This is a genomic window from Duganella sp. AC237, assembly GCF_979254035.1.
The window spans coordinates 6,057,868-6,081,802 of sequence record NZ_CEEDEW010000003.1; the positions used below are offsets into that span (position 1 = coordinate 6,057,868).

Here is a 23,935-nt window from a genome sequence, read left to right on the forward strand (position 1 = left end):
TATCTCCTTTATTGTTTTTGTTCCAAAAACGAAAAAAGACGGAAGTGTGACCTTCCGTCTTGTCCATGACAGCAGCGCCCCGGTTTATTGACCGAATTTGTAGCGCAATGCCAGGCTGAAGGTCCGTCCATTGCCGTAGTGCTGGCGTTCCAGGCTGGTTTGATACGTGCCCGGTTCGCCGACATCACGGTTGATTGCCTTGTCGAGTATATTCGACGCGTTCAACGACAAGGTAAACTCATCGGTGAGCTGGTAGTTTAACGAACCGTCGAGCACGCCGTTGGAATCCATGTATCGTGCGTCGATCGGATTGGCCGACACGCCGAACAGGATCGCCTCGCCACTCACATTTTTCGATTATTTTTCCAGAAATGGCTGGTGTGGCTACGCCGGCCAAGTATCGGCTGTCAGCGGCGCATAAACAGCCGCACGTCTGCTCACCCGCAAACCGTCCCCCCGCGCTGCTTCCTATACTGGTTTGATCCACGTCACCAGCCCAGGGAAAACCGATGAGTTTAGCCGTGTTGAAAAGCCGAGCCCTTGCCGGCATGGACGCGCAGGAAGTCAACGTCGAAGTGCACCTGGCCAACGGCTTGCCCGGCTTCACCATCGTCGGACTGGCCGACACCGAGGTCAAGGAAGCCAAGGACCGTGTGCGCGCCGCCATCCAGAACGGCGGCTTCGAGTTTCCCGCGAAACGCATCACCGTCAATCTGGCGCCGGCCGATCTGCCCAAGGAATCGGGCCGCTTCGACTTGCCCATCGCGCTTGGCATCCTCGCCGCCTCCAAGCAAATCCCCTCCTCGCGCCTGCATCAATATGAATTCGCCGGCGAACTGTCGCTGTCGGGAGAGCTGCGACCGATACGCGGCGCGCTGGCGATGTCGCTGGCCACCCGGCGCGACGGCGGCCGCCTGGCCTTCATCCTGCCGCAAGCCAACGCCGACGAGGCCGCGCTGGTGACCGATGCCGCCATCTATCCGGCGACGTCGCTGCTGCAGGTGTGCGCGCACTTTGCCGCCAAGTCGGCCGAGTCGATGCTGTCGCGCCATGAATCGTCGCCGCTGATCGTACCGGCCGAATATCCCGACTTCGCCGACGTCAAAGGCCAGATTTTCGTCAAGCGCGCATTGGAGGTGGCGGCGGCTGGCAACCACAGCATCTTGCTGGTCGGTCCGCCCGGCGCCGGAAAGACCATGTTGGCCGCGCGCTTCGCCGGGCTGCTGCCGGCGATGACCGACGAGGAAGCGCTGGAAGCGGCCGCCGTGCAATCGCTGACGGGCGGCTTTCGCATCGAGCACTGGAAGCGCAGGCCGTTCCGCTCGCCACACCATACGTCGTCGGGCGTGGCGCTGGTCGGCGGCGGCAGCGTGCCGCGCCCCGGCGAGATTTCGCTGGCGCATCGCGGTGTTCTCTTCCTCGACGAACTCGACGTTTTCCTATATTGATGAGCCTGTCAAAATCTTAAAACCCCAATGAATCAAAGACTTATCGCACGGTTCAATAAAAATCCCACTTGACAATTGTCAAAACTAGGCTCGGGCTAACAGCCAAGACATTCCGAGAGCTTTTGGTGAGCCATTCTCGGATCTCGCAAAAAGAGTTGCAAATAGGAAAAATTCACTTCGAACAAAACATCAACCGAATGGACAGCAAAACCAAAAAACAACACTCTTCGTAATTTAACATCGTTCTTCATTATCAAAAAGAAAATAATAAAAGTGTATGAAATATACACTAAAACATTAACTTAACATGCATTAATTTATATGGTTAAATTAGCATTATTTACCAAGAAAAAAATTTGCTAGTCGGCCACGTATTAAAGATAATTTAGGCATGACCCCTGCCGAATACAAAACTCTACGGATACAAACCGATATCATCATTCAATATGGGATATATAATCTCCCATCCAATATGGTGGACTCTATATATGCAATTGGCGATGTTCAATTTGCATACAGTCTAAAAGACCGAAAAATGCTGCGAAGGGCGATTCACCTTCTTGATGCATATTGTGGCATTGTCGGTATAAAACCTTCAATCTTGAATCTAAACAAAAAAACATTCCTAGCAAGATTTATTCGTGGTTATATAGGTTTCCTTTATAGCATTCATGATTTATCGATTAAAAATATCTATTCTATACTGCGAGTGTTTATCCCGATAATGGAAATATTCTGTCGGGATAAAAACATTGCTCACTGCCCGAATCCTGAGTATAGCCACAGTTGTGTTACAGCGTACTCCCTTGCATGCATACTTGAGTTTTCGGAGTGCCCGAAAGACGTTGCGGCTTTAGCTTTATACAATGGATGGGTGATATCTTCCAAAGAGGATATCAAAACGCCTCTTAATCTCGCGTTAATTTCAACGAAATTCGGTAGCCCCACTGCCGATAGAGTCGCTGCGCGCGTTGACGAGTATCTCTGCGCATATCCAGTGAACACGGTTCGTGCTTATCTTCCAATGCTAAGGAATATCCTCGATTTCGTGCATGAAGTCTACAATGGCCCAGACGATTTGGTTCAACTGGCCACACCATCGGGGGCTAAATTGTTCATTGATACGATGTATAAGACTCGAAAACTAGAGGCTCAGATATCGGGCTGGGATCTGAGCCGATTTCATAAGTGGTGGAAAAGAGTTATTGCAATTGCCAATGACGTATTCATGGGGATATTCTCTGATTTTCCGACCCCAATGCCGTTTACGACACTCCACGTGCCGAAATTCACAAACTCGACAAACATACGTACAGACAAAAAGGGGAACTCGCTGTGGTCGAAATTAATCGTTGGTATACCCTTATTCTACCGCACTGATGAAGCAATACTGGAAGTCTGTAAGTCAATCGTAGTAACCCAAGACTATGTATTAGCCATTTGCCAAGAAGTCGCTTCCGAAACCATTGCGAGTCATGAGAATCGCATCGAAGCAGCAAAGACAGGAACAGCTATCGTACATCGCGGCACCGTAGGACGGGGTAAGACATCCAAAACTTTCGCGAATCTGTGTACGACTTGGGAAGCGGCTCCCTTCACCGATGGCGGTTTTAAATCGATTACTAGTATTTGGGGTTCTGGCCGGCATCGTTATGCGCGTGAAATGGGCCTTTTAACAAATACGGCTTTGCTGCCGTTCCTATATTTAATTATTGAGGAGTATCCATTAATAACAGAGCAATGGCTCATTAATCTCGAACTTTTTGATGTGAATGGAAAGCTTTACGGCATCCGCGAAGCGGGAACGAGCATGATTGCTGTGTCCACCAAAATGCGAAAAAAAGCGCACGGCGCACAACAAGAAATTATCTTGTCGGATACTGCGGCGGATTATTTCAGATCGATAATCGAGCTGACTCGTCAGGCGCGTCAGTTTCTTAAAAACGAAGGCGATGACAATTGGCGCTTTCTACTTTTATCCGCCGGCAATGGTTTTAATCGCCCAAGGCGAATTAAAAAGCTGTATCCACTGGACGACCGCGCTCATCGTTCAGCACTCGGTGAAAGGCTATTAAGCAGCGCAGACAGATGTCAAATTGCCAACGTGCAAGACATATATTCTAGTCTTTCACTAACATCAATGCGCGCCACAACCGCAGTCAAGAGATTTTTTAAAAATAAAAGTGTGGAAATGATGGCCATGGATCTAGGCCATGACAAATATCACTCAGGGTTATTGCGACGATATTTGCCCGCATCAATTGAGCAATTCTTCCTTGAGCGATCCGTCAGAATAATGCAGACAGCTTTAATAATGGAATCATGCAAAAAAAGCCCAAAACTTGGAGAAATAGTCAATCTTCCAGAGTGTGATCTGCTGAAATTTTTGGATGCTCATCCGTTGCGACCGCTACCACCACATTTGGAGCTCGGCACAAGACCTGAAATGCCAACGTCAGATTCGGGTCAACTTTACTACGACGAAATATACATTTCGGTTACTGAAATTCATCTATTAATATTTCTGTCAATCGTCGAAGAGGTTGAGCGAAATAAATGCACGAATGATTTTTCAGTTCCGGAAATTTTTCGATGGTACCCAACGGCCAAATACGTGGTCGAGAGAATCAACAATGCAACACTGGCCAATGATGCAGATATCTCGAACCGAGTCATCTCAAATTTTCAAATAGCAAAAAGCCTTCCAAAATTTAATTTCCTGCAAAAAAATGCCTAAATTATCATCAACTCGAATTAATGGCGAATCCGCCGTAAATCACGTCGAGCATTTGAAGCGGATTCGCGACCAATTGAAAAATGCGTCACTTGCGGATAGGTCTTCTATTTTAAATTTCTTCTTGCCTGAGAAATCAGCGTGGGATCCTGTAGAAAATCCAGAATGGTTAGAAAAAAATTCATCTTTCAGTTCCTCTGTATGGCATTGCGTATTCCGCGATAACTTAAACAATGAGTATAGAAAGCAAGTTGACTTCGGCATAAAACTCGCCGATGGCGAGTTACTAACTGCGCCAAAGCACCAACACTTGTTAGCTACGTTTAAGCACTGGATATACTCACAGATTGGCTCACCATATTACGGTGGAGCAGAGCCAAAGCCACTGGTCGCCTATGCGAACGTATTGAAGTGTCTTCATTTCATCGACTTTTTCCTTCTTAATACTGTGGAGTATCAATTAGAACAGCACGGACTTCATCTCGTCAACAAATCAGATATTAATATCGCTCTCCGTTTAATGGGAGCGGCAGATATATGTGATTCAGTGTACAAAAGCACAAATACCTTGAAGTCTTGGTTGTATCAACCATTGGGGCTACTGTCAGGTACAGAAGCAGCACCCCCAACCGAGGCAGAAATTGTTACGATTGATCGGTCCATGGACTCTTTAGGTCTATCGGATTGCGAAATAATCTCTTGTCGTAGAGCACTTCTGAGTCGTGGATTTTACGATATGGAGGGGTCGCGATTTTGGAGAATACGCTTGAAAGCACTGACAGAGAAATTTTACCGCAATACGTTGAGTGGGCATTCAGTCCATCCAGACTGGAGAATTTTCAATATTGGAACTACCCCCCTTGAGACAGAATATCCCAGGGTAAAAGTACGGCGAGACCATGACCATGGCATTCAAGAGTCCGCCGTCTCTGCTTATTTGAGTGTTCTATTCAGAATGGGACGCGCGACCAGAGAACGCGGATATCTTAAATTGGATGAAGTGATCAGCTCGACAACCGTATCTGGGGTCTTGAACGGACATCAGCTAATCCAAGCCGGTCGCTATCGATCCATCCCAGCCCAAGTAGTATTCGACGCGATCAGTAGTAGTCTGGACTTCGCCGATAAATACGGTGAAGATATTCTGACAGCGGTGGCGCGAGTTTTCGCGTTAGCGCGAAAGCCAATCCGCTATGCTATTCTAAATTCCATAGTTGTTGAAAATATCTCGCCCAAGCTATATGAACTCGGCGTTAGGCAATGGTCGGCTAGCCACCCCAATAGCTGCCACAGTTCCGGTTTTGACGCTATCAGAGCGAATATTGGGCTTTACGACCTGTACAGAGTCCTAATGGGTTCTACACAAATTGTCGTTGGTGCTCTTATGGCTCGCCGCCAAGGTGAAATGACAGATCTACTGGCAGACAGCTGCTTGCTCCCGGAAGCGGATCCTTTTGAGAACCCTACTCAAAACTTTCAGCTTCAGTTTTTCAATCGCAAGTCCGGCACTGGGTCAGATAGGGAGGAAATAACGCGTCCTATTATCTTGGCTGGAGCGAGACTTATTTGGAGACTGAAGAAATTCCACGCCGCGATGCGTGATTATTTTGAAGGCTCTATGCCTTGCCAACTGTTTATTGCCCTGCACACACATGGCCTAAAACCATCAAAAATGAACCATAATTACTTCAACCAAAATTTTGATATCGCTTGCGATTACTTCGAGACAAAATCAGTAACTATTAACGGTAACGTCATAGCGCGGTTCTACATTAGACAACATCAGCTCAGACGCTTTTTTGCGATGGTTTTTTTCTACGGCCATTCCATTGAAAACCGACCGGCTGTTGCGTGGATGCTTGCGCATACTGATGAGGCCCATCTCTTCAATTATATTTCCGAGACTGTTGGCGGCGAGGTGCTGATTGGTGTAAAAGCAGAGCTAATAGCTAGCGAAATGTGGAACAAGTCGAAAAATATCGAAAATCTTGATTCCTTGATACCCATTATAAAATGTCAATGGAACGGAAATAAGATCAATCTCAAGACGGCGGAGGAGATAGAAAATGAAATCGGTTTTCTTTTTGAGGACGATAACTTCGAAATTAAGCCGCAGTTTTCTGAATTCGACGATCGCAAAGACTACTTGGAAGACGAGATTTATCGTTTAATAAAAGATGGAAAAATTGAGCTTTCCCGTGAAACCGCGAGAGTTATAGACAAGAATGGGAACACGTTAAAGTCGTGCAAGCTAGTGCTAAATGTGAAGGGGACTGCATATGGCTAAGCATGATCTGGAAGCGTCGGTATTGGGCAGCGAGAAGTTGCTCGTTTCGATAATGGAAAACCCGTCCTCCTATCTCGACAAGGCTAGCATTATCGCTGCGTTGTCCAGACAGAATAGATTTGCGGAGCTCGATCTATCTCAATTTAAAATAATTTCGCTCTCGTTGAACACACAAAAATCTGCCGCCGATAAATTTTTGGGCGGTGGATTTCATGCATTAAATTCTAAGCGGCTCGCCGCATCTAGCATGCTCGGCGAAAAAATTAAGCTCGCTTCATCACCAAAACCTGGGACGCGTCTCTCTCTGAAACTAGAAAATGAGGAATTGAATAAACGGCTGTATGGTCTTGAAAAACAAAATTTCGCCATGGTATATTTGATCGTACAGCTGCGAGAGAAACTAGAGGATTATGGACGCGACTTTGACAATACAGCACTTATGCGGCACACTCGGGATATGCGACAGCTTGACTCGAAAATTGCCTTCTCCTCAAATATAGCGCTAATGAAGGCACTTCAAGAAGGGAATAGCGATGACTAAACAATTGTTTAGGTTGACCGGCAAAGATTTTTACTTGCCTATCAATGTGGAGTTAGACGGTAAAGTTATGCCTCTCGAGTCCGCAAATATACCGTTCTTTATCGGCTACGGCGGCATTCCTTGCTTCGAGGCAAACGCATATATGTTGGATCTTTTTCGGCGTGGTTTAAATAGACGTCATCGCGGCGGTTCGCTCAGAGAGTATGCGCTCAACATCTCGCCTTTGATTCGGTTTTGTGCGCTGAATTCGATTGACTTCCAGGATCTTTCAGATTCTCACTTCTCACTATTCGTCCGCACTCTTACCGCCGAGAAAAAAAACGGCAGGCCAAAAAAGAAAGCGAACTCTGTACTAAGAGTTGGACGACGCTGCATTGATTTTTTGCTGTTCGTCTCGCGACTTTTTCACAAGCCAAACATGATCGGTGAGCATGGTAGAATACGAATCGTAAAGAAGCAAGTTAACATTGGGGACGGTAAGAGGAGGTATGTTTCCGTTTACTGGGATCACCAAAGCTTCCCTACACGAAGTGCGTTCGGGAAAAGACATCCGATTGGTTTCGGAACAGTGACTAAGCTGAAAGAAGCGGTACGCGCTAATCATAATGTTGGTATCCGACAGCGACAGCTATGTTGCATATCGGCCTTCGAGCAAACTGGAGGAAGACGTGGGGAAGTTGGAAATCTGAGTGTGTTGGACGTAGAAAATGCGCTGAAAACTTCAGATGAAGCACCAATGTTAAAGCTAACTACGCTTAAAAAAAAGCAAGATACAACCCGAATGATCCCTGTCGCAAGAATCGTCCTAGAACAACTGGCGAATTATGCCCGCACATTTCGGCGTCAGATAATCAGAAAAACAATTGGTGAGAAAAATGATCATGGCATTCTTTTCATTAGCCATAGTTCGGGCATGCCACTCACCTTAGATACTCTGACCAATGAGATCAACTTGATCTGCAAGAAAGCTGGCATCACGGAACCGGCGCATTGGCATCTTTTCCGCCATCGATACATCAGCGAGAGGCTGAAAGGAATGATCCTGCGGCATAAGATCAGGGACAAAGATGGATTCAAGAAGTCTTGGCTGGAACTGGCAGACTTCAAGCTAGAGCTGCAACAATGGACGGGCCATTCTGATTTGGCCACCCTTGATATCTATATTTCATTAGCATTCGACGAGATTTCCTCAATGAAGTCGCTGAAAGACTTCGTTCTTTGCGAAGCGGCAACAGATGCCGCGTTGGGACAACTAGATGATTTTCTTTCCGTTAATTCTCACGGTCACGCTGATTTAGACCGGAGAATTGAGGATTTGACGCGTATCGCGACCGCACTCAAATCAGATCTTCAGTTAGCCAATCGTCACAATGGATGATTCTTGTAGATTTAGATGGGGAGAGATCCCGCCGAGGTGAAGCCTGGCGACTACGCCTCGCCCCTTTTTGGCGAAGTCGTAGTCGAGCTGCTCCGCCGTTTTGATCGCTGGAATGCTGGCTAGGCGCGTCATCATGCTCTACTTGCGGGCAGTCCATCCCGCAATCTCTTCGGGCAGCAGCCGCTCCTGAAAGTCGCTGTAGGCAATCTCTGCATAGAAAGCCTGCTGGGCCGTCGCGCCTTCGCACAAAGGTCAGCTTGAGCACCTCACACATCTGCGATTCCGTTCATATTGGAGGTTCATTCCACCCTCCCCCGCTAACGTTCATCAGCAACTGCTGATAGACCGCCAGGGGGTGCTGCACCGACGCCCGCTTCGGCGACCCGCTCGGCCACTAGGGCAGGTCGCGGTAGCGGCGTTCGGGTTCGGCAAGCTGCGGCAGCGCGGCGGCCAACGCCGAGCTACGGGGGCGCCACGTGTTGCAAATGCGGCGCTCCAACGCCATCCCACCGCTGCTGCTCCTGCGTCGTGCAGTACACTCGCTCGCCACCTCGCGCATCAGCGCGCCATCTCGGCATTCGCGGTGACGGCGTCGAGCTGCAAACCGCTCTGAGCACGGCGGCTCGCCAACGGAACGTAAAACGAACGGCGCTGGTAGCCGTCGAAGCGATCGACCTTCCGCTTGCTCTTGGCCCGTATGGCTGGCACAGCTTGGTGACGAAGCAGCAAGGCTGGGCGAAGTCCAAGAAGCCGGCGTGGAAGCGGTGCTGGCCATCGCCGTTCCATGGCGCTCATCTTCCTCATGTTGTCGTACAAGACCTTGCGCGGCACGCCGCCGAACGCGGCGAAGGCGCGCTCGTGGCAAGCGATCACGGTGGCCACCTTCATGTCGTTAGCAAACTCGACATAGCTGGCGCGCCTGTTTCTAGTGTCGGGCGACCAACTTTTTGGTGCTCATGCGCAATGGATTGAACAACGGATGAAACAGCTCGAAGGCCAAGTGCTGAGTAGTCGCGAAGTAACGATGAAACGGTTCAAAAAAGGCGAATTGGCATATAAGGAAACTATCCTTGGCGGATGTACAAACCAAGGTCCGTGTGACCAGGTGGCCGTACAGTTGTTGCGTACAGCTTGCGTTAGCAATAACTGTAAAAACTTAGTTGGCAAACTCTCGAAACTGGAACTGGTGATCAAAGCTCAGGAGAAATTTATCGAAAACCTTGACCCTAACTCTGTAGAGTTCAGAACTGAGGCCCGTGAGCTAACCTGTCTTGTGGAAGCCCGAGATCGAGCTAAAACTGCTAAGGAGATTTTATCTTGAGCAATATGCTAGACGACTATTTCAGTGCATTGGAGCGCTTGAAATCAAATACCCCTTTACGAGTGCAGAAGGGCAGCAGCATAAATAATGACAACGTATCCTTGGAGGCGGGCCGTAAAATAGGCTCGATAAAAAAATCACAGGGCAGTTTTTCATGACTTAATAGAAGCATTGACACCGCAGCAACTGAGCAGTCGAAAATGGTCGATGCCAAACTACATAAGTTATCCGGGTGGCTCAAGGCCGAGACGACTAAGCCGCGTAAGCAGCGACGTAATTTGAAGCAGATCCATGAGGATGTGAAAGAGCTGGGCTATGAGGGGTCATACGACCGCGTGGCGTCGTTTGCCAGGCAGTGGAAGGCGGGTCAAACGGAATGGGTCAATTCTGCGAGCAAACGAACAAGCAGGCCATTCCACTCTACTTGGCCAGAATATTTTTGACCTATTCGGAAGAAGCCCTATCCTGTAGTCATGTAGCTACGTTGGGCGAGGACGAAAAAGATGGGGTCAACCGTAAAGAAACCTCTTGCCAGGCGTTGTGAGCGCACGCGAGCTGTTGCCTATGTCCGAATGTCGACGGACAAACAGGTGTACTCAACTGCGAACCAGCTTGATCGCATCCAGGACTACGCGCAAGCTCAAGCTCTCGATGTAGTTCGAGTCTATGAAGACGCTGGAAAGAGCGGCTTGACGATTAACGGCCGACCTGCCTTGAGCAAGCTGATGAGGGACGTGCAGAGCGGCCCCGACTTCAGCACAATACTTGTGTTCGACGTAAGCCGCTGGGGCCGCTTTCAGGACATTGATGAGAGCGCTTATTACGAGCACCACTGCCGAAGAAACGGCGTGACTGTGACGTACTGCGCTGAACTTTTTGAGAACGACGGCTCACCGTTTAGCACAATTATGAAGATGCTCAAGCGGGCAGCTGCGGCCGAGTTTAGTCGTGAGCTATCAGCCAAAGTTTTTGCGGGTCAATGCCGACTCATTCGCATGGGTTACAAAACTGGGGGCGGGGCGATCTATGGTCTACGCCGGCTCCTCTTGAGCAGCGAGGGTATTCCCGTAGGCTTGCTCGAACATGGCGAATGGAAAGCTATACATAACCAACGCGTGATTCTGGCGCCTGGCCCAGAACACGAAATCGCTGTCGTGAATTTGATCTTCAAGTGGTACGCCGAGGACGGGATTGGAGACCGGCGAATCGCTCGGCTTCTGAACTCTCAGAACGAGCCTTCTAATTATCCCGGGGGATGGACGCCGGACATCATCAGATCCATGCTTAAGAATGAGAAGTACATAGGCAACTTAATATTCAACAAGGCTTCGTTCAAGCTCCGACATACCGCCGTTCGAAACCCGGTCGAGGAATGGGTCCGATGTGATGGCGCTTTCCCCGGCATTGTTCCTTTGGCCCTTTTCCGCTCGGCCCAACTCGAGCGATCCGCGCGACACAGGCGCTACACCAAGGCAGAACTCGCGACTATTGTTGCTCGAATCTTCAAACGGCATGGCCGCATCTCAAGCTCTCTCATAGATCAGGATGAGAATGCGCCGACGGCTCGACTGATCGCTCGGCGCTTTGGGACATTGTCGAACGCCTACGAACACGCACGGGTGCCTCATGCGGTGAACAACGACTGGTTGATCGTCCGCAGACGGACGTATTCGATCAAAGACGCGCTACAGGCAGAAACAGAATCCCTGATTAGATTGGCAGGTGGCACTTGCGAACGGCAGTTCATTCCATATCGCTTCCGATTGAACGGAGTGTTCACCGTCGCTATCCGTACCATCAACTGTAGGCATGAGCGCGAGCACGACTACTATCGATGGCGCACCGAGACGCCGAATGCGCTCGGAGTAGACTTCGTGGTGGCAGCTCAGCTAGACCGTACAAACACGAAGATCGTAAGATACTTCCTATTCAGTGCACCAGACTTCGAAGGCAAGCACATCGCTTTCACCGAAAAGACAGTCGTTGGCTTCACTAAGTACGCCAAAAACCGGCTATCTGAGTTTTTCGGCCTAGTGTGATCGCGGTGTTGACTGGTCGGATATAGGCGTGGCGACGGGTTTTGTAAGCCTAGCGCGACGGACGGACCGGAAAATCCAAATTGCCACCCCGAGGAATTCTACGCCTCTCCCTTCGGACCAATATGAGATCTCTCTCTACGAAGATCTCTTCGAACAAATGATGACCGTCTTCCCAAACACAAAACCAAGTGGAGTTCAGCCAGTGATCTGCCGGCGCCTCGTCAGCACTCCCAATGATTAGCATTTCGTAACCAGCGCCCGCAACCCGAACTATGTCGCCCGCGTCCAACTTGTACATTAGAATCCTTATTCTAGGTTATGGACAACATTAGGCTAACAGCTGAGCGACAAAAAACCAAGCCAGCAGCATGGAGTAAGACTATCCGGCGGTCCGCGTCCCGCTACCATCAATCCCTAGAACTCACGACGACGATAAAGGGGCATTACGGGGGGGGGGCCTTACCAACGGCGTAATGTAATCATGGATCACGTCGCCGCAGCACTCAAGACGGGCTGAGCGGACGCTTACCCTGCGCCCAGGCCGCCACATCTTCGTCGAAGAGATTGCTCATGGCGTCTTCCTCGTGAAGTTAGACTAGAGCATGGGGAAATAAGTTCAGAGTGCTCCGCGCACCTCAGGATGCCGGGTCAAATTGAAAGACACGTAACTCTTGCTCACAACGGCAAGCCTTGGCAATGCGCGCCGCCCACGCAATAGCATCGTCGCGTGAAGCCAGTTCGAGCCCGGTAAGCCACTATCCTGCGACGGCGCCCAAGGATAGCCGCCCTCTGCCACGGCGCCATCAGCTGAAACCAACACCGGCGGCACACTTTCATCGATACCACCGCCCAAGACATAAACGCCCGCCAGCTTATCCTCCTCGATCACCGCATGCGAATCGCGAACGACCGCCTCCCAGTCACCATCCGCCACCACCATCGCCGCGCTGGGGGAACGAAATCAGATATTTAGACATAGTGATCCTTGTTGAACAGCGGCGCGATGTAGCCCCCTGCCTCCGCCTGCGCGACAAATTGCTGGCGACAGCCGCAGCGCGGCCTGAAAATGCTTTCTGATGGACAGGCTGGCGACAAATCCCGCCTCTTGCGCGACCACTTCAATCGATGCGGTACTGCTTTCCAACAGGCGCCACTACTTCTTCGATACGAAACATCCCCGGGCCCGTCCAGGTAACTGCTTTGAACGACCGATTGAGAATACCTTTCTCATTGAGCTCTCGCAGCACTTCAGCGGGAGGCCAGCCAGCCGGTTCATCAACGAAGGCGAAGCCCTCATCAATGAGTCGCGCCACCACCGAGGCGAGTTCGACATCGTTAGTGAACTCGAACTGGGAGACCTGTTCACCAGACGTATGCACGCGGCCATTTTGAATCAGTGACACGTATTTCATAAGGCATTCTCAACCAGGTCAGCTAACTTGCTGAAAAAACTGATCGCCAGGTGTATGTCGTCTTGCGTGTCCCCATCCCACTCTTCGATAGTCGCCAACTCTTCTCTCAGACTGTCGATGCGCGCATGGATCTCGGCCAACTCGGCAACGCCGCACTGCGCCACGATGATCGGGAGTTTCGCATCAGGAATGCGCTCCCACGGCTGCAGTCCTTCTTTCGCCTGAAGTAAAAGATTTTGTAAGTGGCTCATATGATATCAGCCGTTGTCAGCGCGGCCTGATTGAATGAATTGTCGTAAAAATTGGGCTCATTGGAAAGTGAGTACGCAAGCTGCCGCTTCAGAACCCAATAAGGCATTGACTTGGATGGAAGCAGCAGGCATCAAGTCCGCGTACTCGTCCGATAGATACGCGATTACCGCCTCATCCTCCCAAGGACCGAGCGAGGTCTTGAAGCCGGTGTACCGGTACTGTATCTGGCGCCATGAACTGAAACGTTCCTTGGACACCAGCATCGCAGATTCAGTGTAAATAATATGTAGTTCCATAAACCGAGGCTGAGGTCATCGCTACGCGACAAGAATAGGCCCCACGATTGCGTGGCCTGAAGAATTAAAGAATCTACCGCCAGCGAATCCATGAGGCTGGCGCTCGATATACGCTCGCGCGCTGGCAACAGAAACTTCAGCCATACTCTCAGGGACAACCTGAACGCGCCACCAGCGTCCGGAGCGGCTGTACTGTGGTTCTTCAATCAGATACGTCAGCCACACAGCGCCGCACCGTTTGCATGTCGACAGAGAGACCTCTGCGCCGCGTGCATCCTCACCATTCTCGACGGTATCGTAATCCGTAAAATAAAATGGTGGACGCTGACATTTACATGAAATCTGCACCACGGTTCCTAACTTGAAAACAAGCGACAGCTAAAACTTGCAGCACAGACTGATCGGTTAAGCGTCATTTGTAAATGAGTTTTCCGGAGAATTCACATTGAGCGCCATGGTGGTCCGAGCAGTTGTCTTCGGACACCGTGGCCGTTTTACCTGATTTATCAGTTTAACGGTAATCACGCATTGCCCCTCTCGCGTAACAGAAGGTTTGTATGGGCGAATTTCCAGTGACTTATCGTCCGACGTGCCGACTCCAGAAAATGAGCCGCTACATCCGGGAGCGCCAACGAAGATTTCAGCAGCCACTGCCTGGTCCTTATCCCCTACGGTAATGCTCCGAAGGGACATGTTCCAAGGTTGGGAAGCAGAGTACTCGTGCCGCAGGTGTTGCAGCAGTGGGTCTACTTGTGCCGACCCGCACGCCAAACCAAATGAGCATTCTGCAAGCAGATTTCGAGATTAAACACTGACACTCCTAACGTAATAATTTCCTCCGCGCAACGGCGAGAGAGCGCGCAATGCTCAAGCTTACCAGCAGTTTAGCAAATCACGAAACTCCACAAAATTACCCTGTTGGGGTCTGGGCCGCCCGGCTACGCTCGATTGCCACTGACATGGATCAGCGTCTAGACGGTGCTGACGTTACGCTTACCTTGTAACTCCCAGTCGGCATACAACTCGCTTCGCCAAACGCGCATACCAACCTCCGGTTATGGTGACTTTCAACGATTGTAACTGGCTGATTCTGCAATTGTGAACCCGACAGCACAATGTTTGACACTACTCAATATGTAACCGCCAGAACGCGAAATACTTTTGACAAGGCGTTGCACACCCCGTCTTTATTACTTTTCTGAAAGACCACATGGCAACTATGACTCCCGCATGTGACAAACAAATATTGCTGATCGCGGAAACACTGAGCAAACTGCTAACGCGACACGGCGACAAGAATGACCTAGTCGATATCCAGACCGAACTCATCATGATCTCCGTTCGAGCGACCGATGATGAATGCTCTCGAGATATACGGAGCTTAATGCATCATCTGATAAAACAGATGAGAGTGCGCATAGACTTGCGGCCAAAATAGCCAGTGCTCGTACTGGCCTTGAATGGACGCGAGGCCGGTAGCGACACGTGACGGCATACGGCCAGAAGCGGACGTGGGAAGTGAAGTGCATCTAATGGAGAACCAATGTCTCGCGTGAACAAAGTACGGCTGGTAGGCATCGCCTTCATCTCCGCGACAATATTGGCATTCCTGTCAGTCTATGTCGAGCGAGTAGGTCCCGAATTGGCACAGTATGGCGATTCGGACTTCAGGCCCGTACTAAAAGGTGGCTTTCCGGTTGCGTACTTGTTCGATATGCCAGGCGTTTCGGTGGTGGGGAAACTCTCATTTGGTGAAGACATTCTGCGCGGAGGCATTTTGGTTTTCGACATCGCTGTCTATTTCGCGATTGTTTTACTAATCATGGTGGTTCTCTCTCGTCGTTGGTCAGCCAGAAAAAAAGCTGCAAGCGGGGCCAGGCTGTAACTTTTCTCCCCCAAAGTCCTCTCTGGAACGTCTTCGGTCTGATGTGAGAATTGGTGAATTTTGCAACTAAGCAAGCTGCTATCCTAGCAGCGCGGCTGCCGCGTTCGGCCAAAAGCAGTCACACGGAGATGCCCTACTGATTTAGGCGCAAATAATCGTCTTCTGACCGAGGCCGAAATACGTCTTTTTGCCTGCTGTCTCAAATTTCAGCGATTCTCCAATAGAGAGAATTTTATTAATGCCCTTCAGGCGGATGTCCTTATCCTGCGTTTCGAACTTGGAGCATTCGCCGACGAAGAATCGAAATTCCTTCTGATAGGCAAACTCCGAATCCTTCACGGTAAGGGAGCGCTTCATAGGATCATCCGAATATTGAACCGGGCCGTAGCGAACTGATGCACCAGTGGCCTGTTCAAGCATAGCGGCATAAGTCGCTATGTATTTTCCAGGCATCAAGACGAAATAAGGGCCGAATTCGTTCACCAATTGCTGTAGTGACTCTTCATAATAGTTATCGGGGCCAATAATGGACCACGATTGCATCCAAGCGTCTTCCTGCTCATCTATCGGATACATTAGAAGAGTTTCCACGTCTGTCATATCCATTGGGACACCATCGCTTGATATAGTCGGCATTTCATGACCTAGTGTCTTACTCCAATGGCCAATGCAGGACTCGTGCCTATCGCCTCTGCCCGGATCTTCCTTGTTCCTGAAATAATGAGGGGTTCGCAATCGCATTTCGCCGTTCCTCGACGCCAAGTACCATCGTTCTTCAGAGATCAACCTGATAAGAGCTAAAACCCTTTGGCTATTGTTGCTGTTCCGATCCATGACGCTGCCCTTTAATTTAGTTGAATGGCGTTAAGTGACGCCGGTCCAACAAGTATATGCGCGTAGGAAGCGGAGAAGTGGGAGAAGCATGACCGGCAGGGTGCGATCGACCAGATATGCAGCCTGGCTCAACAGTTCGGCATACCGCTGCCTACGCTGTTGGCCATGCGCGAGAAGCGCAAGTCTCGCAAGGCGACGACCCCGGGTAATACATACAGAGACCCTGCCGACGCGCAAAATACCTGTACGGTACAATCCCCCGAAACCAACTTCTGCTTTCGGCCAAAAGCGGACTGTCGCTGTCCGGCAAGCCCGTAGTAGCGAACCTGTGGGCCAGTTGGTGCCCGTCGGCCGTCGAGAGACGACGGTCTTGGCCAAAGCGCAGGCAGGGCGTGGCGATGTCGTCTTCATCTTTGCTAATCAGGGTGGTTTTGCCCCGGCATTCAAATGCTGTCTTTCCCAAAAAAGCATGGTCCTGCAAAATGTTCTGATCGACCATATTGGCGCCATGGCGCGCTAATCAGGGGCGCGCGGCTTGCCGACAACACTTTTTTTCAATGCCAAGGGGACCAGCCAGTCAAACGCCGCAGGGGCGAGCTATCGCCGGCGACCTTGGCCAAGCATCTCGACAAGCTAGCCGTTCGGCGACAGCGCTGTCGGCCATCAGCATCGCGATGCCGTGGCCAAACGCAACGACCTCGATCCTCACGTTGTCGGCGCCTAGGTCATCCTGCGCATTACAAGTATTGTTGAGCGTCAGATTCCGTTTCATGGGGTTGGCGTCGCTCCCCTGGAAGACGACCCGCCATGCGGTGGCAGTCCCTGCGGCTGCAGCTCCAGAAAGGGTTCCAAGTGCACCGGGCGCTGCCAGGGCAAGCGATTGGGTCACGACCGCCCCGCGCGATGGTGCGTTATTGTCCATTTTGTCTAGGAATCGTTACCGCCGCCGTGCGACGCGCTGCACGCGGTACCTGAATATACTGAAACCCGCCGCAGGCCCACAATCCGGCGCTCATTATTTCTGCCAGCCCCACCTGGCAAAGATCGCGCTGCCTTGCGGCGATTGCAGGAATGCGATGAACTGCTTCGCTTGCGGGTTGGCAGCGCCATGCTCAGTCAACGCCACGCCGGTATCGCGGTAAATCGCATAATCAGGTTCGATTGGCACGACGTCGGCCAGGCGCGGGTTCGACACCTGCCAGATATTCCAGATAAGCCACGCGTCGATGTCGGTGCGCGCGGTCCAGGTACCGCGCGCGCTCGCGCTGTTGGGTGCGTAACTGGCAATATTTGCGCGTACCTTGCGCACCGACTCCATGCTGCCTTTGCGGCCAGCCATGTCTTCCCAGACGCCGTTCTGGCCGGCACCGTTGACCACCAACAGGCGCACGCCGGGCTGCATCAGGTCGGCCACGCCGCGCAGGTGCTTGGGATTGCCGGGACGCACCAGGATCGCCAGGGGACGCATATATAGCGGGGTAATGCTTGCCTCCTGTATCTTGCCGCCCATCGCTAACGTAAAGTCCGTCATCATCGTTTCCGAACCGCTGTAGATGATGTCCGCATCCTGTTTTGCGTGGTCGACCAGCTCGGCGTGGGGCCAGCCGTGACGGTGACTTTGATGCCGTTCGCGTGCTCGAATGCCGCCGCCGCCTCTTTCATCGCAGGAGCCGGTCCACCCGGGCCGTACACCAGCAACGGCTGCTGGGCACACGCGATACCAGCGGTGAGCGAGACTGCAACAACAAGGCTGCAGCGCGCCGCGGTCAAATAGTGATGTGATGTCATGGCGTTTTCTTTCGTTTTTGGAAAATGGATGGCGTACTTCTACGTCCTTAAACACCCAGAAATTTGATCAGGGCGAAACTGATGACACCAAGGCCGAGCAGCGAAAAAATGACAACCCCGGCAACCTTGCCGCCGGCACGCAGGACAGCGCGGGCATCGACGCCGAGGCCGAGCGCGGCCATCGACATAATGGTGAAGAAATTGGCGGCAACGTGCGCTGGCGCCAGCGCTGCCTGCGGAATCCAGCCCAGCGAGCGCAAGCCCAGCAATGCAAGGAAGCCGACGATAAACCACGGCACCAGGTGCGCGACGTTCAGGCGGGCGCCTCCCCGTCCGCGCCCTGTCAAGGACAACACCAGCACGACCGGGCCCAGCATCAACACGCGCACCAGCTTGACCAGGGTGCCAATGTGCACGCTGGCTGCGGACACCGAACTCGTTGCCGCCAGTACCTGTGGCACGGCATACACGGTCAGCCCGGCAAACACGCCGTATTGAACCGGCGTGAATGACAACAGCCCGACTAGCAACGGCAACCCGAGCACCACCACCACACCCAGCACCGCCGTAAAGGCGATGGAGGCGGCCACGTCCTTGCCATCTGCGTCGATCACTGGGGCCACCGCCGCAATCGCCGAGTTGCCGCAAATTGAATTGCCGCAAGCAATCAGGATCGCCATCTTTTTCGGCAGACCGGCGCTGCGGCCCAGGAAATAACTGAACAGAATTGCCAGCACGACTACCCCGGCAATGCCGCCGACCAGTCCCATGCCGTTTTCGAGCAGCGCGCCGGCGCTGACGGATGCGCCCAGCAGCACCACGGCAATTTCAAGCAGCAGCTTGGCGCCCATATGGATGCCTGGCTCGAACCGCTGATCGAGACGGTGCACGGTGCGCAGTCCGGTTCCGAGCAAGATCGCCAGGACCAGGCTTTCAAGCCACGCGCGTCCGAACAGATGGGCTTCTACAGCTTCCAGCCCATACGCGGCCAGCGTGACGGCGCCGCACAGTAACAGGCCGGGTACAAATGGAGCGCATTTTTGATAGTGGGATGTCATGGTCGACTCTCGTTCAGATATTTAGTGCATGCATTATTGAACGGCGATTTCGTTCGGTCCATCGTATAATTAATGACAAATCATTAGATTGGATCGAACGATGACATTGGACCAGCTACGCATTTTTGTTGAAGTCGCACAACGCCAGCACCTTACTCAGGCGGCTTCCGCGCTGTTTCTATCCCCGTCTGCCGTCAGCTCATCGATCAAGGCCCTGGAAGAGCGCTATGGCACGGCACTGTTCCATCGGATAGGACGGCGCATCGAACTCTCCGACGCCGGTTTGATTTTCTTGATAGAAGCGCAACGCACGCTGGCCAGCGCGCGTGCAGCGGAAAACACGTTGTCGGAGCTGGGCCAGATGCGGCGCGGCACGCTGGCAATCCACGCCAGCCAGACCATCGCGAGTTACTGGCTACCGCGCTTGCTCGTGCAATTCAGTCAAACCTACCCGGCCATCGACCTCACCCTGGAAGTGGGCAATACCGACAGCGTGGCGCAGGCCATCCTGCTGGGTGGCGCCGATCTCGGTTTCATCGAAGGCGATATCGACGAACCCTCCCTGGCCATCGAAGCTGTGGGGGAGGATCAGCTCGTTGTCGTGGTAGCACCCGATCATCCATGGTCCGCCGGGGTGCCGCTGGCGGCTGCCGACCTGGTGCAGGCGCAATGGATTTTGCGCGAAACCGGTTCCGGCACGCGTTCGGCGTTTGAGAAAGCGCTGTCGGACATGGGCGTGCCGGTCGCCGCAATGCAGGTTGCTCTCAGCCTGCCGTCCAACGAGGCGGTGCGCAGCGCGGTGATGGCCGGTCCCTTTGCCACCGCGATTTCCGAACTGGTCGTGGCATCGCATGTTCAGGCGGGCCTGCTGGCGCGCGCGGCGCTGGTCCTGCCGGCGCGTGGGTTCTCGATGCTGCGTCATCCTGAACGCCATCGCAGCCGTGCGGCGCTGGCATTTGAAGAATTGATGAACACAAAAAAATAAATACAAATACATGGAATAAAAACAGGGCAATGACGTTTGCACCTGTAGCAAGCCCGTTTTTCAACCTGACCTGTACTGGACCGCACCCATGAAAACCACCCACCTGATGTTCCTGTTGGCCAGCACCATCGGCATCGCCACCACGGCTGTTGCCGGGCCTGCGCTGGATATGGCGCAAGCCCACTTCGCCGCCATTGGCGCCGGTGAACACGCCGCCATCGTGCATGATTACGCCGACAATGCGCGGCTGACCTGGGTTGGTGGACCGCTTGACGGCAGCTACGACGGTGCAGCCGCCATCGGCGCCGTATGGAGCAAGTTCGGCGCGATGGGCCCGCTGCGCGTCACCGTTATGGGCGCGTCCGAGTCGGTCAATCCGAAGGGTGCGACCGTCACGGCGGCAGTGCAATTCGACGGCAAGGCCTCCATCAAGGTGCGCTACGTGCTGACCTACCGCGACGGCAAACTGGTCAATGAAACCTGGCAGATCGATCCGAAGCTGGCCGCCAGCGCGATGTAATCACTGGTTCCATGAGCGTCCTGCCCCTTCTTCCCGGCGCGGAGTTGCTGGCGTGTGTCCCGCGGCTGCGGCGCTACGCGCGCGCGCTCGTGGGCGAGCGCGCCGCGGCCGATGACCTGGTGCAGGACACGCTCGAACGCGGCTGGGCCCAGCGCGCCGCGCTACAACCCGGCACGGACGCGCGCGCCTGGCTGTTTGCGATCATGCACAATATGCGTATCGATCAGATACGGCGCGGCGCACTGGTCACCGAGCCGCTCGACGATGATACGCCGATGCCGGCCCTGGCGGATCGCAGCACGGTCGGCATCCAGGTGCGCGAGATGGATGCCGCGCTGCGCCTGCTGAGCGAAGAACAGCGCGCGATCCTGCTGATGGTCGGGCTGGAAGACATGCGTTATGAAGAAGTGGCGTCGACGCTCGGCATCCCGGTCGGGACCGTCATGTCGCGGCTCGCGCGCGCCCGCGAAAAGCTGCGCAGCCTGATGGACGGCGGCGCCCGCGTGAACTCGTTGAAAGTCGTGAAATGAACCTGCCCGTGACTGAAGCCGATCTGCACGCGTACGTCGACGGCGTGCTGCCGGCAGCACGCGCTGCCGAGGTCGCCGCCTACCTGGCAGAGCGCCCCGAGGAAGCTGCGCGCGTGCGCGCCTACGCGGCCCAGAACGACGCCATGCATCGCCTGTTCGATCCGGTGCTGGGCGAACCGGTCCCGGCGCCCATGGCAGCGGCCACCACGCCGCAGCGCAACCGGCACTGGCAATGGCAGGCGCTGGCGGCGGGCCTGGCAATCGCGTTGGTGAGCGGTGGCGCCGGCTGGGGCTTGCGCGGCGCGGCAACTGGCCAGTCCCTGGCGCGTATGGAGCAGCAAGCGCCCGCGTATCAGCAGGCAGCGTGGTCCGGCCTGGCACACCAGGCCGCAATAGCCCATGCCGTGTACAGCCCGGATGTGCGCCGGCCAGTGGAAATTCGCGCCGACCAGGAAGACCAGTTGGTGACCTGGCTGTCGAAGCGCATGGGCAGCAAGATCCGTCCGCCGCATTTGGGCAAGCTGGGCTATGAACTGATCGGCGGGCGCCTGCTGCCCGGGGCCAGCGGGCCGGTAGCGCAATTCATGTACCACGACGGCGCTGGCCAGCGCCTGACGCTGTACGTGTCGACGGAGCAGGCGCGCAACAAGGACACCGGCTTTCGGTTCGCCAAAGAGGGCGACGTCAACGTGTTTTACTGGATCGACGGGAAGTTCGGCTATGCGCTGTCCGCAGCCGTCGACAAGGGCGAACTGGCACGGGTTGCCAGCGCCGTCTATGAACAACTGGAGGGACCGGTTTGAAATTTTCACTTTTTTTGGGCGCCATGCTCTGGTGCTGCACCGCCACAGTCTCGGCGCAGCATGCTGGCCACCATGGCGCGACTGCGCCGCCTGCCTCGTTTATCGCCAGTAGCGACAGGCCCTATGCGTCTCTCGCGGATGATGCCATGGCGATCATGGATGACGGCATGCGACGCGCGCCGACAACCGGGGACCCCGCGCATGACTTCATGAGCATGATGATTCCTCACCATCAAGGCGCGATCGATATGGCCAAGGCCATCCTGGTGCACAGTAACGACCGCGAACTGCGCAACCTGGCACAAGGCATCATCGTCGAACAACAGAACGAAATCAATGTAATGCGCGCCTGGTTGCAACGCTACCAGGCAGCCCACGGCGCAAGAGCCGATTCCACCAACGCAGACACCAGGAAAGACTCTCATGCAACTCACTGAATTGAATAAGCTCACCTTCGCCATGACGCTTGCGGTCGCTGCCATGGGTACTGCGCAGGCTGCGCCAGGCACACAGGACCGCGTCTATACAGCTGACCAGAACAGCAACACCGTTTCGGTGATCGATCCATCCACCAATCAGTTGCTGGGACAAATCCGGTTGGGTAATCAGCGGCCCGACATCCTGTCTCCTTTGTACAAGGGGCAAGTGAATGTTCATGGACTGGGTTTTTCGCCGGACCATAAAACCTTGATTGCGATATCGAATGGCTCCAATTCGGTGACCTTCATCGACACGGCCACCAATAAGGTCAAGGGCGTTACCTATATCGGGCGGTCGCCTCACGAAGGATTTTTCACCGCGGACGGTCGCGAAGTCTGGGTCGTGGTACGCGGCGAAGATTACGTCTCGGTCATCGATCCTGTCACCTTCAAGGAAAAACGCCGGATCCAGACAACAGGTGGTCCGGGCATGGTGATGTTCCATCCCGATGGCAAACTGGCGTTCGTGGTATCGAGCTTTAATCCTGTCGTCGATGTCATCGACATGAAAACATCCAAAGTGATCAAGCATATTTCTGTCACTAGCCCGTTCTCGCCGTTCTTGCAGTTCACGCCTGATTTCAAGGAAGTCTGGATGACGCACAAGGACGTTGGCAAGGTCACCCGCATCGACGTGGCGACGCTGACAGTCAAAGGCGTCATCGACACCGGTTTTATTACCAACCACCTGGCGTTCGGGAAGAACGCTGGCGGCGCAAGAGCCTACGTGACAGTGGGCGGAGAAAATGTCGTCAAGGTCTATTCCACCGGTGATCAGCCACAACTGATGGCGACGATACCGACCGGGGCCTTGCCGCATGGCGCATGGGCGTCGGACGACGGCAGCAAAGTGTACGTTGGTCTCGAAAACGGCGATGGTGTCGACGTGATCGACACCGCAAGCAACAAGGTCGTCGCGCATGTGGCGGCCGGCCAGGCGCCGCAAGCGCTTGTCTACGTGTCCCATGCCGTGCCCACCGGTGCTGGTACCAGCAACCTGGTGCCGCGTGTGAACGGCGAGTCGAGCAATATCGCTCTCAAGTCCCGCGGCGACGCCAAAGGATTCGTGGTCGTGCGCAGCCTGGGCGTGACCGATGCACTGGAAGTGTTCTTGTACAAACTGAAACCGGAGACTGTTTACAACGTCTACGCCGGTGGTCAGCGCGCGCCGGTGGGTCGCTTCAAGACTGACGGCAAAGGCATGGCGAACGGTACCGCCATTGGGCCCATGCGCGACGTGCGGCCGGGCCTGGCGCAGCAGCCGGCTGGCGCCAGCCGGATCCTGGTGATGGAGGGCGACACGCCAGCCGGAGCGGAGCAGGCAGCGCTGGCGAGCAGCGAGTGA

Annotated in this window: 22 protein-coding genes and 2 pseudogenes; 15 read left to right on the top strand and 9 right to left on the bottom strand. The window is 53.6% G+C overall.

Features of this window, described 5'->3' with window-relative positions; genetic code table 11:
• Nucleotides 1–84 precede the first annotated feature (84 nt).
• A complete protein-coding gene (locus tag AC0IYS_RS26835) occupies nucleotides 85–348 on the bottom strand; it encodes a hypothetical protein (RefSeq protein WP_471708037.1) in 264 nt (87 codons plus the stop codon).
• A 161-nt stretch (nucleotides 349–509) separates the two neighbouring features.
• On the opposite strand from AC0IYS_RS26835, the pseudogene AC0IYS_RS26840 reads away from it, so the two are divergent.
• From AC0IYS_RS26840 to AC0IYS_RS26860, 5 genes and pseudogenes are all read left to right on the top strand, one after another.
• Nucleotides 510–1,439 (top strand): annotated as a pseudogene (locus AC0IYS_RS26840) (YifB family Mg chelatase-like AAA ATPase); the annotation flags it as partial.
• 400 nt (nucleotides 1,440–1,839) lie between these two features.
• Nucleotides 1,840–4,185: a hypothetical protein gene (locus tag AC0IYS_RS26845; protein ID WP_471708038.1), complete on the top strand. Its 2,346-nt coding sequence runs from the start codon at nucleotides 1,840–1,842 to the stop codon at nucleotides 4,183–4,185.
• Nucleotides 4,178–6,469, top strand: coding sequence for a hypothetical protein (locus AC0IYS_RS26850; protein WP_471708039.1), 2,292 nt, complete (start codon nucleotides 4,178–4,180; stop codon nucleotides 6,467–6,469). The genes AC0IYS_RS26845 and AC0IYS_RS26850 overlap by 8 nt, the downstream gene beginning before the upstream one ends.
• Complete coding sequence (locus AC0IYS_RS26855; RefSeq protein WP_471708040.1) at nucleotides 6,462–7,010, top strand: hypothetical protein; 549 nt, start codon at nucleotides 6,462–6,464, stop codon at nucleotides 7,008–7,010. The genes AC0IYS_RS26850 and AC0IYS_RS26855 overlap by 8 nt, the downstream gene beginning before the upstream one ends.
• Nucleotides 7,003–8,388: a tyrosine-type recombinase/integrase gene (locus tag AC0IYS_RS26860; protein ID WP_471708041.1), complete on the top strand. Its 1,386-nt coding sequence runs from the start codon at nucleotides 7,003–7,005 to the stop codon at nucleotides 8,386–8,388. The genes AC0IYS_RS26855 and AC0IYS_RS26860 overlap by 8 nt, the downstream gene beginning before the upstream one ends.
• A gap of 561 nt (nucleotides 8,389–8,949) precedes the next feature.
• On the opposite strand, the pseudogene AC0IYS_RS26865 reads toward AC0IYS_RS26860, so the two are convergent.
• Nucleotides 8,950–9,306, bottom strand: a pseudogene (locus tag AC0IYS_RS26865) (IS21 family transposase); the annotation flags it as partial.
• Nucleotides 9,307–9,367: 61 nt separating this feature from the next.
• On the opposite strand from AC0IYS_RS26865, the gene AC0IYS_RS26870 reads away from it, so the two are divergent.
• Nucleotides 9,368–9,709, top strand: a complete 342-nt coding sequence (locus tag AC0IYS_RS26870; protein ID WP_471708042.1) for a hypothetical protein — start codon at nucleotides 9,368–9,370, stop codon at nucleotides 9,707–9,709.
• Nucleotides 9,710–10,212: 503 nt separating this feature from the next.
• Nucleotides 10,213–11,748, top strand: a complete 1,536-nt coding sequence (locus AC0IYS_RS26875; protein WP_471708043.1) for a recombinase family protein — start codon at nucleotides 10,213–10,215, stop codon at nucleotides 11,746–11,748.
• Nucleotides 11,749–12,364: 616 nt separating this feature from the next.
• Here AC0IYS_RS26875 and AC0IYS_RS26880 read toward each other — a convergent pair.
• The 3 genes from AC0IYS_RS26880 to AC0IYS_RS26890 form a co-directional block, all read right to left on the bottom strand.
• Nucleotides 12,365–12,682 carry a hypothetical protein gene (locus tag AC0IYS_RS26880; RefSeq protein ID WP_471708044.1) on the bottom strand — a complete coding sequence of 106 codons (318 nt, stop codon included), beginning with the start codon at nucleotides 12,680–12,682 and terminating at the stop codon, nucleotides 12,365–12,367.
• A gap of 184 nt (nucleotides 12,683–12,866) precedes the next feature.
• Nucleotides 12,867–13,160 carry a hypothetical protein gene (locus AC0IYS_RS26885; RefSeq protein WP_471708045.1) on the bottom strand — a complete coding sequence of 98 codons (294 nt, stop codon included), beginning with the start codon at nucleotides 13,158–13,160 and terminating at the stop codon, nucleotides 12,867–12,869.
• Complete coding sequence (locus AC0IYS_RS26890; RefSeq protein WP_471708046.1) at nucleotides 13,157–13,411, bottom strand: hypothetical protein; 255 nt, start codon at nucleotides 13,409–13,411, stop codon at nucleotides 13,157–13,159. Before AC0IYS_RS26890 ends, AC0IYS_RS26885 begins: the two co-directional genes overlap by 4 nt.
• Nucleotides 13,412–15,251: 1,840 nt before the next feature.
• On the opposite strand from AC0IYS_RS26890, the gene AC0IYS_RS26895 reads away from it, so the two are divergent.
• On the top strand, nucleotides 15,252–15,593 hold the full coding sequence (locus tag AC0IYS_RS26895; RefSeq protein WP_471708047.1) for a hypothetical protein: 342 nt from the start codon (nucleotides 15,252–15,254) through the stop codon (nucleotides 15,591–15,593).
• 141 nt (nucleotides 15,594–15,734) lie between these two features.
• Here AC0IYS_RS26895 and AC0IYS_RS26900 read toward each other — a convergent pair whose 3' ends face one another.
• Complete coding sequence (locus AC0IYS_RS26900; protein WP_471708048.1) at nucleotides 15,735–16,199, bottom strand: hypothetical protein; 465 nt, start codon at nucleotides 16,197–16,199, stop codon at nucleotides 15,735–15,737.
• Between the two features lie 598 nt (nucleotides 16,200–16,797).
• Here AC0IYS_RS26900 and AC0IYS_RS26905 point away from each other — a divergent pair.
• Nucleotides 16,798–16,947, top strand: a complete 150-nt coding sequence (locus AC0IYS_RS26905) for a hypothetical protein (RefSeq protein ID WP_471705756.1) — start codon at nucleotides 16,798–16,800, stop codon at nucleotides 16,945–16,947.
• A gap of 495 nt (nucleotides 16,948–17,442) precedes the next feature.
• Here AC0IYS_RS26905 and AC0IYS_RS26910 read toward each other — a convergent pair whose 3' ends face one another.
• From AC0IYS_RS26910 to AC0IYS_RS26920, 3 genes are read right to left on the bottom strand one after another with little or no spacing between them, the layout of a single operon-like run.
• On the bottom strand, nucleotides 17,443–17,958 hold the full coding sequence (locus AC0IYS_RS26910; protein ID WP_307139974.1) for a substrate-binding domain-containing protein: 516 nt from the start codon (nucleotides 17,956–17,958) through the stop codon (nucleotides 17,443–17,445).
• Complete coding sequence (locus AC0IYS_RS26915; RefSeq protein ID WP_229255202.1) at nucleotides 17,958–18,215, bottom strand: substrate-binding domain-containing protein; 258 nt, start codon at nucleotides 18,213–18,215, stop codon at nucleotides 17,958–17,960. Before AC0IYS_RS26915 ends, AC0IYS_RS26910 begins: the two co-directional genes overlap by 1 nt.
• A gap of 47 nt (nucleotides 18,216–18,262) precedes the next feature.
• The gene (locus tag AC0IYS_RS26920; RefSeq protein WP_056139903.1) at nucleotides 18,263–19,273 is read right to left on the bottom strand and encodes a YeiH family protein; all 1,011 of its coding nucleotides are present in this window, start codon (nucleotides 19,271–19,273) and stop codon (nucleotides 18,263–18,265) included.
• A gap of 100 nt (nucleotides 19,274–19,373) precedes the next feature.
• Here AC0IYS_RS26920 and AC0IYS_RS26925 point away from each other — a divergent pair, with 100 nt between their 5' ends.
• The 6 genes from AC0IYS_RS26925 (at nucleotide 19,374) to AC0IYS_RS26950 (ending at nucleotide 23,935) form a co-directional block, all read left to right on the top strand.
• Nucleotides 19,374–20,258, top strand: coding sequence for a LysR family transcriptional regulator (locus AC0IYS_RS26925; protein ID WP_056139900.1), 885 nt, complete (start codon nucleotides 19,374–19,376; stop codon nucleotides 20,256–20,258).
• An 88-nt stretch (nucleotides 20,259–20,346) separates the two neighbouring features.
• Complete coding sequence (locus AC0IYS_RS26930) at nucleotides 20,347–20,778, top strand: nuclear transport factor 2 family protein (RefSeq protein ID WP_056139895.1); 432 nt, start codon at nucleotides 20,347–20,349, stop codon at nucleotides 20,776–20,778.
• Between the two features lie 11 nt (nucleotides 20,779–20,789).
• Complete coding sequence (locus AC0IYS_RS26935; protein ID WP_056139892.1) at nucleotides 20,790–21,308, top strand: RNA polymerase sigma factor; 519 nt, start codon at nucleotides 20,790–20,792, stop codon at nucleotides 21,306–21,308.
• Entirely contained in the window at nucleotides 21,305–22,111 is an 807-nt protein-coding gene (locus AC0IYS_RS26940; protein WP_056139889.1) for an anti-sigma factor family protein, read from the top strand. Before AC0IYS_RS26935 ends, AC0IYS_RS26940 begins: the two co-directional genes overlap by 4 nt.
• Nucleotides 22,108–22,548, top strand: a complete 441-nt coding sequence (locus AC0IYS_RS26945) for a DUF305 domain-containing protein (RefSeq protein ID WP_082488630.1) — start codon at nucleotides 22,108–22,110, stop codon at nucleotides 22,546–22,548. The genes AC0IYS_RS26940 and AC0IYS_RS26945 overlap by 4 nt, the downstream gene beginning before the upstream one ends.
• Entirely contained in the window at nucleotides 22,535–23,935 is a 1,401-nt protein-coding gene (locus AC0IYS_RS26950) for a YncE family protein (RefSeq protein WP_070245919.1), read from the top strand. Before AC0IYS_RS26945 ends, AC0IYS_RS26950 begins: the two co-directional genes overlap by 14 nt.